11 protein-coding genes are annotated in these 12,334 nt (G+C 36.3%); 2 read left to right on the forward strand and 9 right to left on the reverse strand.

The genetic code is table 11. From position 1 onward, the window contains the following. Positions 1-161 precede the first annotated feature (161 nt). Complete coding sequence (locus tag FXX65_RS02075) at positions 162-1,178, forward strand: LacI family DNA-binding transcriptional regulator (protein WP_147614868.1); 1,017 nt, start codon at positions 162-164, stop codon at positions 1,176-1,178. Positions 1,179-1,185: 7 nt separating this feature from the next. On the opposite strand, the gene FXX65_RS02080 is transcribed toward FXX65_RS02075, so the two are convergent. The 5 genes from FXX65_RS02080 to FXX65_RS02100 all read right to left on the reverse strand — a co-directional run bounded on the left by FXX65_RS02080 (position 1,186) and on the right by FXX65_RS02100 (position 7,722). Beyond that, on the reverse strand, positions 1,186-3,579 hold the full coding sequence (locus FXX65_RS02080; RefSeq protein ID WP_147614869.1) for a glycoside hydrolase family 31 protein: 2,394 nt from the start codon (positions 3,577-3,579) through the stop codon (positions 1,186-1,188). Between the two features lie 61 nt (positions 3,580-3,640). Then, positions 3,641-4,939: a TRAP transporter large permease gene (locus tag FXX65_RS02085; protein WP_147614870.1), complete on the reverse strand. Its 1,299-nt coding sequence runs from the start codon at positions 4,937-4,939 to the stop codon at positions 3,641-3,643. Between the two features lies 1 nt (position 4,940). Further along, on the reverse strand, positions 4,941-5,417 hold the full coding sequence (locus FXX65_RS02090) for a TRAP transporter small permease (protein ID WP_147614871.1): 477 nt from the start codon (positions 5,415-5,417) through the stop codon (positions 4,941-4,943). Between the two features lie 67 nt (positions 5,418-5,484). After that, positions 5,485-6,483: a TRAP transporter substrate-binding protein gene (locus tag FXX65_RS02095; protein ID WP_147614872.1), complete on the reverse strand. Its 999-nt coding sequence runs from the start codon at positions 6,481-6,483 to the stop codon at positions 5,485-5,487. A 249-nt stretch (positions 6,484-6,732) separates the two neighbouring features. Further along, positions 6,733-7,722, reverse strand: coding sequence for a TRAP transporter substrate-binding protein (locus FXX65_RS02100; RefSeq protein ID WP_222704210.1), 990 nt, complete (start codon positions 7,720-7,722; stop codon positions 6,733-6,735). A 123-nt stretch (positions 7,723-7,845) separates the two neighbouring features. Here FXX65_RS02100 and FXX65_RS02105 point away from each other — a divergent pair, with 123 nt between their 5' ends. Next, complete coding sequence (locus tag FXX65_RS02105; RefSeq protein ID WP_147614873.1) at positions 7,846-9,183, forward strand: MATE family efflux transporter; 1,338 nt, start codon at positions 7,846-7,848, stop codon at positions 9,181-9,183. Between the two features lie 66 nt (positions 9,184-9,249). Here FXX65_RS02105 and FXX65_RS02110 read toward each other — a convergent pair whose 3' ends face one another. The 4 genes from FXX65_RS02110 to rpsD form a co-directional block, all read right to left on the reverse strand. Further along, positions 9,250-9,429: a hypothetical protein gene (locus FXX65_RS02110; RefSeq protein WP_147612295.1), complete on the reverse strand. Its 180-nt coding sequence runs from the start codon at positions 9,427-9,429 to the stop codon at positions 9,250-9,252. Between the two features lie 5 nt (positions 9,430-9,434). Then, complete coding sequence (locus FXX65_RS02115) at positions 9,435-11,099, reverse strand: SPOR domain-containing protein (RefSeq protein ID WP_147614874.1); 1,665 nt, start codon at positions 11,097-11,099, stop codon at positions 9,435-9,437. 15 nt (positions 11,100-11,114) lie between these two features. After that, positions 11,115-11,624 (reverse strand): hypothetical protein, encoded by a 510-nt coding sequence (locus tag FXX65_RS02120; protein ID WP_147612293.1) that lies wholly within the window; start codon positions 11,622-11,624, stop codon positions 11,115-11,117. Positions 11,625-11,722: 98 nt separating this feature from the next. Continuing rightward, positions 11,723-12,316, reverse strand: coding sequence for a 30S ribosomal protein S4 (gene rpsD, locus FXX65_RS02125; protein ID WP_147612292.1), 594 nt, complete (start codon positions 12,314-12,316; stop codon positions 11,723-11,725). Between the last annotated feature and the right edge of the window lie 18 nt (positions 12,317-12,334).

Below are 12,334 nucleotides of genomic sequence, written 5' to 3' on the forward strand. Positions count from 1 at the left end.
TATACAAGACTTGCAGATTTTTTATTTTATTTTTTTCAAAAATCAATTTTTGTTATCATTAACATTTTGTAAAATTTGGCATTTATAATGACCAAGTAGATTTTTCTTACTATAATATAAACATAAAAAATACAAATATAAAAAAATTATTCGGTAAAAAAATGGCATATACAATAAATGATCTTGCAAAAGAATGTAATGTTTCAATCGCAACAATTTCGAGAGTGTTAAATAATAGTCCTAAAGTAAGTCCAAAAACAAAAGAAAAGATATTACAAGCAATGAAAGAACACAACTATTCTCCGAATTCTCTTGCTAGAGGCATGAAAAAGATGAATATGAATATAATTGGCGTTCTTATTTCCGACATTGCAAATCCTTTTTTTACGGACATCGTAAAATCTATTGAACAGATTGCTCAAAAAAATGATTATAAAATCTTTCTCTGCTCAACTCAAAATGATATTGAGCAAGAAAGAAAGCAGATTGAACTTCTAAAACAAAAACAGGTCGACGGTTTTATTTTGGCAGGAAGCCGTCCCGTTGACGATAAAAATGAAGCTTACCTTATTGAATTGAGCAAAAATTATCCTGTTGTGCTTATAAACAGTTTTATTGAAGGTGGCGATAAACTGTATTCGGTTATGGTTGATGAAAAAGAAGCAGCAGAAAACGCTTTGGATTTGCTCGTCCAAAAAGGATACAAAAACATCTATTTTTTTGGGGATCCTGCCTGGAAAACTACACAAGCAAAAATACAAGCCTTAAATTATATCTGCAAAAAATATAATCTCTATATTGATGATAATCATTTTATAAACTGCGAATACGGTTATAACAGCGGCATAGAAGGCATAAACAAACTATTGAATTTAAATCCAAAATTCCCACTTCTTTTGTTCTGTGCCTCTGATCAGATTGCCGTTGGTGCAAAAAAAGCGTTATCTGAGCGTTCAATAAAAATTCCTGAACAAGTCAGCATTTTAGGATTCAGTAATACTGTGATTTCGGCTTTGGTTACGCCTACAATTACAACAGTAGATCAAAAAATGTATTCTATGGGCGAACAGGCTGCAAAACTTTTTATAAAAATCTGCAATAACAAAAAAAATTTAGGTCAAATCAAAAAAAAGACTCTCTCCGAATACAATCTTATCCAGAGAGAGTCAACAATCTAAAGCAAGTTTACAGTTCTATATTCTGTAAATCTTTAGGTGTTACTTTTTTGCCGTTTACAGTTACAGTTCTCTTATCTGCATTTTGCAAATGGAGGGCAACAGTCTTGTACGGCAGTGCAAATTTGCCTTGTTTTGAAACTTCAATGTCAACAGAGTTTTCGCTCCATTTCATTTTAACATTTACAAAAGCACAATTACTTTCGTAGTCTTTGGTGATTCCATCGTCTTCAAAAAGCTGATATTCAGTTTTTCCCGAGCCTTTTAACGCAGGATACAAAAGGAAGCCCCTCTTATCTGTGTCTTTTGTTGTAAAGTCAATTTCTGCGTCGTTTACTGCAATTATCGCTCCACCTCTTACGAGCAAAGGATTGTATTCTATAGGAGCAGAAATTTTTACAGTCTGTCCGCCTTCATACCACAAGCCTGTGTGATAGTCGACCCAGCCGTTTTCTTCAACAGGAAGATAAACTTCTCTTTCGTATTGACCTTTATTTACAACCGAAGCGACAAGCAAATCGTTTCCAACCATAAAGTCATCGCTTTCTGCATAAGTATTTGGATCGTTTTCGTAATTGTAGAAAACTGGCCGAACGAAAGGTTCATACTCTGCATGAGCTTTATACAAAAGATTGTAGAAATGTGGAATAAACTTGCATCTTAGAAGCATTGCTTTTTTTACGAGGTCTGTATATTCAGGATACATCCAAGGCACATTTACGGTTTTGTCATCGTTCCATGAATGAATTGTAAAACGAGGCGTAAATGAACCATTTTGCACCCAGCGAACAAACAATTCTGGTTCTGGTGCGAGCCCTGCAAAACCGCCTATGTCGTGCCCGATATTGTACATACCGCAAAGGCTCAAACTTGACCCCATCTTGTTGTTAAAGCGAATCGTCTTCCAGTCTGTTCTGTTGTCTCCAGACCAGGTTTGAACATAACGCTGCATTCCCGGGCAACCTGAACGAGAAATGAGATATGGGCGTTTTTTAGACTCAAATTCGTTCTGAGCTTCAAAAGATGCCTTCATCATAAGCAGTGTTAAAACCGGGCGAATTAAACCAACGCTTACAGGTTTACCAAATCCTGCTGCTTTTGCATCTCCATCCCAAATTTCAAATTCATTGTTGTCGTTCCAAGTGCTGTCGATTCCGTATTCCAAAAGCTGCATCGTAACCTGTTTTTTCCACCAGTCAAACGCTTGTGGATTTGTAAAATCGACATAAGAGCCCAAATCGTCCCAGAACTGCGCCATTTCGCTAACATTGTTATTGCTATCTTTTATAAAAAGTTTATTTGAATCAACTTCTTTATACAAAGGATGATCAACTAGCAACGCAGGTTTTATGTTTGCGCAAAGACGAACTCCCCTATCGTGAAACGATTTTGCAAACGCTTTTGGATCTGGAAATTTGTCGTAGTTCCAGTTAAAAACGTATCGCTTTCCGTTTATAGATGTATAACCAGAAGAAAGCTGGAATGAATCGCAAGGAATTTTGTTTTCTTCGCATTCTTTTATAAAATCCATCAATTTTACCTGAGCATCTGGCGCGTCTGTGTACGTCATTGTAGAGCCTGAATATCCAAGACTCCATTTTGGCATAAAGAGAGTTTTTCCAGTTAGCCAAGAAAATCTAGGCGTAATATCTTTAATATGAGGTCCTGCAATAAAGTAATAATCAAGTTCTCCATCTTCTGCATAATAGCTTCTGAAAGGACCGTGATAATTATCAATTGTTTTTCCCATATCAAAGAGTGAAGTTGCTAAATTGTCATAAAACAAACCGTATGAAAGATTTGTTTCTTCATTATGACAGATATAAAAAGGATAATGTTTGTACAGCGGATCGGAAGTTTGTGCATCGTATCCCATAGGGTCAATGCTCATCATTTTAAATTCTCTACCCGTTCTGTCCATATTGCCAGATTTTTCGCCAAGCCCGTAAACCTTTTCGTTTAAAGAGCGCTGTGTAAAATGATAAACTCCCTTGCCCATAAAATGATTAAAGTTATACGCTTGCGTCTGTCTGTCTTTTAGGACAAGAACATCTTTACCGTTATGCTTGTAAAACCAGCTCACCTTAAAACCGTCGAGTGTAATCACCATTTTGATAAGTTTTGTTTCTACAGTAAAAGTCTTATCATCGCCAGCGGTTTTAAATTTTGGTTTTGAAAAAGGCGAAAGGTCAAACCTATCTCGCCCCTCGCGTGGAATATCTCCCATTCCAGGTGCCACAGTCCAAGTTTTATCCATAACCAAAGTATCCTCACAAAAAAATACTCTGATAATATCTTCTTCTAAGACAAAAACTTTTATTTTTGTACTTATCTCTTTGCTTTTAAAAGTGAGCACATTTTCTTTGTTTTCATCCAGTTTATAATTAACATGACTTAAAATCATCTATTCTCCCATAGAACTCCGCGTTAGCGGTAGTATCTCCTAAAATTGCACAAAACAAGCATTAAATAAGCCCAATCAATTTTGGCAATACAAGACTAATCGCAGGTATGTAAGTGATAATCAGCAATACAGCAATCAAAGCAATAAAGAATGGAATAAGAGGTTTTAATACCTTTTCTATTGTTACTCCACCTACACCACAGCCTACAAACAATACGCTACCAACTGGAGGTGTCATAATACCGATACACAAGTTGAATACGAGCATAATACCAAAATGAACTGGATCCATGCCAATCTGCATTGCAATCGGGAAGAATATAGGAGTGAAGATAAGACAAGCAGGTGTTAAATCCATAAATGTTCCAACAATAAGAAGTGTAATATTCATAATTAACATAATTACATACTTATTGCTTGAAACAGACATTATAAGATTGCTGATTGCAACAGGAATTCCTGTATAAGCCATAACCCATGACATTGCAGAAGAAGCAGCAACCAAGAACATGATAATACCAGTTGTATGCGCTGTCTTAAGAATTATCTGAATAAATTGCTTAAATGTAATGCTTTTATAGATAAAAGAAAGAATGAGTGTGTAAGCAACAGAAACTGCAGCACCTTCTGTAGCAGTGAATGCACCAAATACGATTCCTCCGATAACAACTACGATAAGCAAAAGGCTTGGAAGTGAATCCAAAACGATTTTTACTGCTTCACTAAATTTTACTCTAGGAGTTACAGGGTAGTTCTTCTTTTTTGCATATACGAAAGCAACAACCATGACTGCAACACCCATAAGAATTCCAGGGAGATATCCTGCCATAAATAAAGCAGAAATTGAAACTCCACCAGCAGTTAAAGCATACAAAATCAATACGCCACTTGGAGGAATAAGCATACCTGTTGCACAAGAAGCGATATTTACAGCCGCAGCAAAAGAGTCATCATAACCTTCTTCTTTTTCAAGAGGTGCCATTGTACCACCAATTGCAGCACAAGCAGCAACAGCAGAGCCAGACAACGCACCAAAAAGCATATTTCCAAGAACATTTGTGTGAGCAAGAGAACCTGGAATGCGACCTGCCAAAAGTTTTGCCAAATTAACAAGCCTTCGTGCGATTCCACCGTTATTCATTATATTTCCAGAAAGGACAAACAAAGGAACAGCAAGAAGTGAAAAACTTGAAATACCATTTACCATCTTTTGAGCGATAGTAAAAATTGCAATATCAGGAGATACAACTACGCAAGCAGTAACTAAAGCCGACAAACCAATGCCTATAGAAATTGGAATACCAATTACGAGCATTGCAAAAAAACAAAGGAAAAGAACCAACGATGCCTGAAGTGCCATCTTAAGCCTCCTTTTTACCTGTAAAATCTTCGATAATATTTATTACCTGATAAAGCAAAGTAATAACGCCAGAAACAAACATAGAAATATATATAACTCCGCGAGGCAAGCCCATAATAGGTAGTTTATTTCCTTGAACAGCCTGCGTAATTTTTATACCGCCAACAATCATTATGATTACGACGAATACAAAAACTGATAAATCGATAAATACATTTAGTGCTTTCTGTTTATTTCCTTTAAGTGATTCCTGCAAAAATACAAGAGCCATGTGTTCTCTTGTTCCAAATGCGTAAGAAGCACCAATAAATGAAGTCCAAACCAAAATTATTATTACAAGTTCTTCTGTAAAAATGCTTGGATTACCAACAACATAGCGGGTAAATACCTGCCACAAAACGAGCAGCGTCATAACGCACAGAAGCGCTGCAACCATTACTGACAGGATTTTATTTAAGATAAGCTTAAATTTCTCCATATAAATCTCCAAAAAAATCGCTGCTATAAAAGTATATTTACAGCAGCGTATTAGGTTTAAAATTGAACTACTCTAATGCAGCAAAAGCCTCAACAAGCGATTTTACATCAGCCATACTTGAAGTGTAGCCTTGAACAACAGGTGCAACGGCAGCACGGAAAGGAGCTTTATCAACTTCATAGAACTGAACATTCATCTTTTCTGCTGCTTCTTTCTTTGCTTCTTCTACAGATGCTCTCCAAAGTCCTTTATGGTATTCGGTAGATTCAAGTGCAGCTTCCTGAATAATATTTTGCTGCTGAGGTGTCAATGAATTCCACACTTTTGTGCTTACAACGAGGATGTCTGGAATACGAGTGTGTTCATCAAAACTGTAATGTTTACAAACTTCACCGTGTCGTCCACCAACTGTAAGAGCGGTTTCGTTATTTTCTGTACCGTCAATTACACCACTCTGCAAAGCTGTATAAACTTCTCCAAATGACATACTGATAGGAGTACCTCCCATCGCTCTAACCATATCTGTTTGAGACTGGTAGCCCATTACACGAATTTTTAGACCGTTAAGATCAGATGGCTTTAAAATTGGGCGGTTCTTTGTATAGAAGTTTCTTGCTCCAGAATCGTAGAATGTAAGCCCTCTAAATCCGATACCATCAGTTGAAGTATAAAGTCTTTTTACAGCATCGCTTTCCATGCATTTGTAGTAGTGTGCTTCATTAGCAAAAACATACGGAAGTGTAAATGCATTGTAACCTTCGCTGTAAGTTGTCAAAGCAGCAGCAGAAACTTTTGTCATACCAAGAGCGCCAACCTTCAACTGCTCAAGTTCTTCTGCTTCTCCACCTAACTGTCCATTTGGGTAGATTTGAATTGTAATTTCACCATCAGATTTTGCACTTACACGGTTTGCAAAGTCCGTTAAAGCGATGTGAACAGAGTGCTTCTCGTTGAGATTGTGTGCAAGTTTAATTTCTATATTTTTGCCTTTTTTCCCACTGCACGATGTAAAAGCAAACAATCCCAAAACTGCCAAGCTAGCAGCTCCAAATTTAATCTTATTCATAGATACTCCTTTGTAACGAAAATGTAATCGTTTACATTTCGTATGATACCACCGATTTTTATTCTGTAAAGCGAAAAACAAATTATTTTTAAAGAATTATTCAAAAATATCTAAAACATATTGAATATGAGAAAGAATTCAACAAAATTTTCGCTAATCGACTTTGAATTCCGTTTAAACATACAATTAACCAAAGGCATGCTCAAACGGAAATTCTAAAATCTTTAGCTTATTAGTTTTAAATTTGGACTATTCTAAGGCAGCAAAAGCTTCAACAAGCGATTTTACATCGCTCATGCTTGATGTATATCTTTGAACAACAGGGGCAACAGCTTCGCGGAAAGGTGCTTTATCAACTTCGTAAAACTGAACGTTCATCTTTTCTGAAGCTTCGCTTTTTGCAGCCTCTATAGCCGTTCTCAAAAAACCTTTATGATACGTAGTAGATTCAACAGCTGCTTCCTGAATAATGTTCTGCTGCTGTGGTGTCAATGAATCCCAAACTTGTGTACCTATAACAAGAATATCTGGAATACGAGTGTGTTCATCAAAACTGTAATGTTTGCATATTTCACCGTGGCGCCCACCTAATGTAAGCACTGTTTCATTGTTTTCTGCGCCATCAATTACGCCATTCTCCAAGGCTGCATAAACTTCTGAAAAAGGCATGGTGTTTGGAATACCACCAATAGCCCAAATCATATCCATCTGCGATTGATATCCCATTACACGAATTTTTTGACCTTTAAGATCAGAAGGTGCCAAGATTGGTTTATTTTTTGTATAGAAGTTTCTTGCTCCAGTATCATAAAATGTAATTCCCCTAAAACCTTTTTCATGAGTAGAGGTATACAATCTTTTTACAGCATCGCTTCCCATGCATTTATATAAGTGCTCTTGATTAACAAAAACATACGGAAGAGAAAAGGCATTATAACCTTCACTGTAGGTTGCCAATGCGGTTGCAGAAACATTTGTCATTCCAAGAGTGCCAGCTTTTAACTTTTCAAGCTCTTCAGGTTCTTCCCCGAGCTGCCCATTTGGATAGATTTGAATTTCAATTTTACCATCAGATTTTGTTTTTACACGATTAGAGAAATCTTTCAAAGCCATATGGACAGGATGTTGTTCATTGTAATTGTGTCCAAGTTTAATTTCTACTTTTTTCCCGTTGCATGACATCAAAGTGAACAGTCCCAAAACTGCAAAACCTGCAACCACACCTTTAATCTTATTCATAAATACTCCTTTGCAGCAAAAATTTAACTATTTAATCTTAATAATAGCATCTATTCATATTCTTAAAAGTGAAAAACGTATTTTTATTAAAAAAATTTGAAAGAAAGTATAATATGCAAAAATATGACAAGAGATTTAACGAAAGGCTCGCCAATAATAAATTTGATTCTATTTTCTATTCCACTTATTGCAGGAACTATTTTCCAGCAGTTTTATAACTTTGCCGACACGATAATGATTGGTCGACTTGTAGGTGCAGACGCTTTGGGAGCGGTTGGAGTTTCGTATCCACTCAATTTTTTGATTTTAGGCTTTGTTCAGGGATTTACGATTGGACTTGGAATTCCTTTAGCACACGCAATGGGAGCAAAGAATAAGACTGATTTTAATAAATATTTTTATAACGCTCTTTATATATGTTTAGCGATAAGCATAATTTTAACATTTTCGACTTTGCTGTTTTCAAAAGAACTTTTAAAACTTATTAAAACGCCAGCAGAAATTTTTGATATGGCGAAAGATTATATTTTTATCATTTTTTCTGGAATTCCATTCTCTGTTCTTTATAATTATTCCGCATCAGTTTTACGCTCAAATGGGGATTCTAAACATCCATTTTATTTTTTGGTAGCAACAAATTTTCTTAACATAATACTTGACTACATTTTTATAGGATACTTCAACTTAGGTGTAAAAGGGGCTGCTCTTGCGACAATTATGTGCCAAGCAATCAGCACAATCTTAAACATATTTTTTATTTTAAAAAAGACGAATATCATAGAACTTTCTAAATCGAATGCACTTATTTCGAATAAGCACATAAAAGAATTGATTAAAAATGCTTTGCCTATGGGACTTGAATATTCTTTTTCTTCTGTTGGTGCAATTATAATGCAGAGTGCAATAAATACGTTGGGAACAGCAGTAATAACAGGACAAACTGCTGGCGAAAAGATAAGGCAACTTTTTACTTTGCCCATGGAAAGCGTTGGAATGGCACAGGCAATGTATACAGGACAAAACTGGGGTGCAAAAGAATGCAAAAGGATAAAACAAGGAATCGTATCTGGAATTTTAATTCAATTTGTGTATTGCGTCGTATGTTTTATTGTAATATTTCTCTTAAAAAATTTATTTACGTCTATTGTGCTTGGAAACGAAATAACGTCTGAATTCAATAATTCTGTAAAATACCTTTCTGTAATAAGTTGCTTTTTTATCTTTCATGGTTCTTTGATGATATTGCGAAACACCCTTCAGGGAATGGGATATTCAATAATCGCTTTGTTAAGCGGCATCTGCGAAATTATTGGTCGCGGAATTGGCTCTTTGCTTGCAATCGAAACTTTGGGCTTTTTTGGGATATGCCTTGCAAACCCTTTTGCTTGGATACTCGCACTGCTATTTTGCAGTTTAACGGTATTCCACTATCTGCATTTAAAACTTAAACAACAATCCTAAATGATTTTTGCGGCAAAGATAGGAGCGGTGAGCGAAGCGAAAACAAACACCTCTAAAAACATTATTTTAGCGGACAATTACATCTTGCTGTTGCTCAGATATTTTCTTGCTCGATTTTGAAAATGCTAGTGGTGTTTGGTCGTAGGCAAATGCCGTAGCCGCGGATAGCTTGGTTTTTGCTTTAGCAAAAAGCCGCCCATAAAAATTCAGGGCAAAAAAAACATCTGCCCTTAGAGCAGATGTCATTTATTTTATTTTATTTTTCTTAGGAATGCGTCCTTGAAGCCATAGGAAACAAAGCGCTCTTTTATCATTCCGTATTCGTCTACTGTAAGTGGGCCTATCAAAACCTTGTAGACATTTTTTTCTTCAACAAAGGTTAGAACAACCGGATATTTATCTGCGTAGCGGCTCAAAAGTTTTTCGATGTTTTCCACGCTCGAAAGCGTTGCTATTTGAAGATAATACTTTCCTTTTTGCAAAGAAATTTCCTGTTTTACATAGTCTTGAAGTTTTTTATCTGGAGTTTTTGAAAGTTTTTCTTCTTTTGGAGAAGCTAGAGTTTCGATAACCGCTTGATCTTCTACAGGAATAGAACGTTCATCTTCAACCTTTACAAAAGGCTCTTTTTCTGCAAGATTTTCTGTTACAGATACAGTTTCTGTTTCTGGCGAATTTTCCTCGTTTTTTCGAGTTTCTTCTTCTTTGCCAGATTCTTCAGCTGGAGGATTTAATTCTGTTGGAACAAGAACTATTGGTTCGTAACTTTCTTTTTCTTCGAATTTTTGCTCTTTGTCAATTTTTTCTTCTTCGGAAATTTTTGCACGTTCCTGAGGTTCTGGCAAAAGTTTTTCTGAGTCGACAGCTTCTTTTTCTTGTTCAACTTCTGGCAACTCTTCTTTTTCTACGCTCTCTTCCTGAATTTTTTCGTCTTGAGGCAAAGTTTCGCTTTCTACAACTTCTGGAGTGCTGGTTTCGATTTCCGGTGCTTTTTCGTCTACGATTTCTTTTTGAGAATCTTCCTCGTATTCAGGAATTTCATCGCTTACGCTTTCTAAATTTTCTTCTGCTTGGTTTGGTAAATTTTCCCTTGCAACTGCTTCGCCAATAGGTTGCGCTTCGCTTTCTACTGGTGCGATAGGTGCGCTTTCGAGTTTTTCTTCTGCAACTGGATTTGGTTGGCTCTCGCTTTCTAAATTATCGAGTTCTGCCTTTTGTTCATCCATTGCATCTGCAGGAATTGCATCTTCTTCGATAACTTGAGGATTTTCCGTTTCGGGATTTTCAGCATTTTTTTCTGGGAGAGCTGTGCTTTCGTTGAGAAGTTCAGAGGAGTCAGAGTTCTCGATAATTTCACCTTTATTTTCTTCAACTTCAATTCGCTCTGCCTCGCTTGCGTCTTCTGCAACAATAGCTTCGGTTTGAGACTTTTCTTCTAAAGCCACGTCGTTTTCTTGAGTTTTATCTTCTTCGCTTAGGTTTTGTTCTTCTTGAGAGGTTGTTTCAGTTTCGCTTTCAGTATTTTCTGAAATTTCTGCTGGTTTTTCTTCTTCAGAAAGAACTGCAGTTCCAAATACGTTTTCGTCAAGGTTCCCTGTTCGCTTTGTAATTTTTACCTGAACATTTGAATCTTTTTTTATCGAAAGATTTTCTGCCGCTTCTGGAGAAAGCAAGATTGCAACGCCCTCGCTTGAATCTATTGAACCGAGTATTAAAACATCCACAGTGCTCCCATTTGCTGGATTTGTAACGGTAACGCTATCTCCAGGAAGATAACCTATCGTGCGGGCAAAAAGCCCCTTAGGCATCTGTCCTTCGTCTGCAACAACTGCGCGTCCATCCAACGAAGGTCTTGCAACTGCAAAAAGAACTGTAACCGTAAAAGCAGTTAAAATGAATGAAACAATCTTTTTCATAAAAGCCCCTCTCTTCTACTTAGATTTCTTTAAGCCAGAGCTTATCTTTGATGCCACAAAACTGGCAAAATTATAGACACTGGTTTCGTTATTTTCTTTTTTACCGATTTCACTTGGTTCTGCGCTTCCACTTGAAATCAATTTTCCAGTAGAAACATCATAATTTTTCCAAGTGACATCTTTTATAAAATCTAAAAAATATGCTTTGGGATTTTGTGCACTATCGCTTGCATAATCAATTTGAACTCGGACAAAAAAGTCCATACTTCCCAAATTTGATTCAATTAGAACTCTTTTTAATTCAGCACTATCTGATTTTTCATCCGTTTTTATAAAAACAGGTGAATTTGAAACTATATGCCCGGCTTCAAAAAAGAAATCTGCAAGAGCCTGTTCAAAAACTTCCGAAATCGCAAAAACCTTTTCTTGAACAGAAGCATTTTGCACAATCTGAAAATTTATATTTTTCGAAAATGCACAGGGCAAAAAAATAAAACCGAGTGCAAAAATAAAAATCTTTTTCATATCTTTATAAATATCGGAATTTGAATTTTAATGTTTAGCAAATATATAAAAAAAACCGCTGGCAAAACCAGCGGTTCTTAAAACAGGTCTTTTTAAGACTATTTTGAATAGTATTCAACTACTAACTGTTCATTTATCTGTACAGGAATTTCAGAACGCAATGGAAGACGAGTAAGTTTTCCAGAGAATTTTTCTTCATCGCGGTCAAGATAATCAATTCTAGCTTTGCTATCAGAAAGCCATGACTTTTTGAACTGTTCGCTCTTCTGAGATTTCTCTCTCAAAGAGATAACCTGTCCTACCTTTACAGCGTATGAAGGAACGTTAATCTTTTTTCCGTCAACTTGAACGTGGCAGTGTGAAACCATCTGGCGTGCCATGCGAATTGAACTTGCAAATCCAAGACGGTAAACAAGGTTGTCAAGGCGAGTTTCAAGAGAAACAAGCAACGCAACACCAGTCATTTCTGAAGATTTGTTTGCTAATTCGAAATAGCGGCGAAGTTGTCTTTCAAGAATTCCGTAATAAGCCTTTACTTTCTGTTTTTCAATCAAGTGAAGACCGTAGTCAGAAGTTTTCTTTGTTTTCTTGAAAGCTGGTGCCCCTGCTCTTTCCATAGCCTTTGGGTGTCCACAAAAGTTTACACCAAGTCTTCTACATTCCTTAAAACGAGGACCTCTTTTTGTAGCCATTTTTATGCTCCTAAAGTT

The organism is Treponema pectinovorum, assembly GCF_900497595.1.
GTDB lineage: Bacteria > Spirochaetota > Spirochaetia > Treponematales > Treponemataceae > Treponema_D > Treponema_D pectinovorum.

Bases quoted from the DNA above. Each gene is read 5' to 3' on its own strand.
- FXX65_RS02075 (WP_147614868.1), top strand. From the start codon at position 162: ATGGCATATACAATAAATGATCTTGCAAAAGAATGTAATGTTTCAATC.
- FXX65_RS02080 (WP_147614869.1), bottom strand. From the start codon at position 3,579: ATGATTTTAAGTCATGTTAATTATAAACTGGATGAAAACAAAGAAAAT.
- FXX65_RS02085 (WP_147614870.1), bottom strand. From the start codon at position 4,939: ATGGCACTTCAGGCATCGTTGGTTCTTTTCCTTTGTTTTTTTGCAATG.
- FXX65_RS02090 (WP_147614871.1), bottom strand. From the start codon at position 5,417: ATGGAGAAATTTAAGCTTATCTTAAATAAAATCCTGTCAGTAATGGTT.
- FXX65_RS02095 (WP_147614872.1), bottom strand. From the start codon at position 6,483: ATGAATAAGATTAAATTTGGAGCTGCTAGCTTGGCAGTTTTGGGATTG.
- FXX65_RS02100 (WP_222704210.1), bottom strand. From the start codon at position 7,722: ATGAATAAGATTAAAGGTGTGGTTGCAGGTTTTGCAGTTTTGGGACTG.
- FXX65_RS02105 (WP_147614873.1), top strand. From the start codon at position 7,846: ATGACAAGAGATTTAACGAAAGGCTCGCCAATAATAAATTTGATTCTA.
- FXX65_RS02110 (WP_147612295.1), bottom strand. From the start codon at position 9,429: ATGACATCTGCTCTAAGGGCAGATGTTTTTTTTGCCCTGAATTTTTAT.
- FXX65_RS02115 (WP_147614874.1), bottom strand. From the start codon at position 11,099: ATGAAAAAGATTGTTTCATTCATTTTAACTGCTTTTACGGTTACAGTT.
- FXX65_RS02120 (WP_147612293.1), bottom strand. From the start codon at position 11,624: ATGAAAAAGATTTTTATTTTTGCACTCGGTTTTATTTTTTTGCCCTGT.
- rpsD (WP_147612292.1), bottom strand. From the start codon at position 12,316: ATGGCTACAAAAAGAGGTCCTCGTTTTAAGGAATGTAGAAGACTTGGT.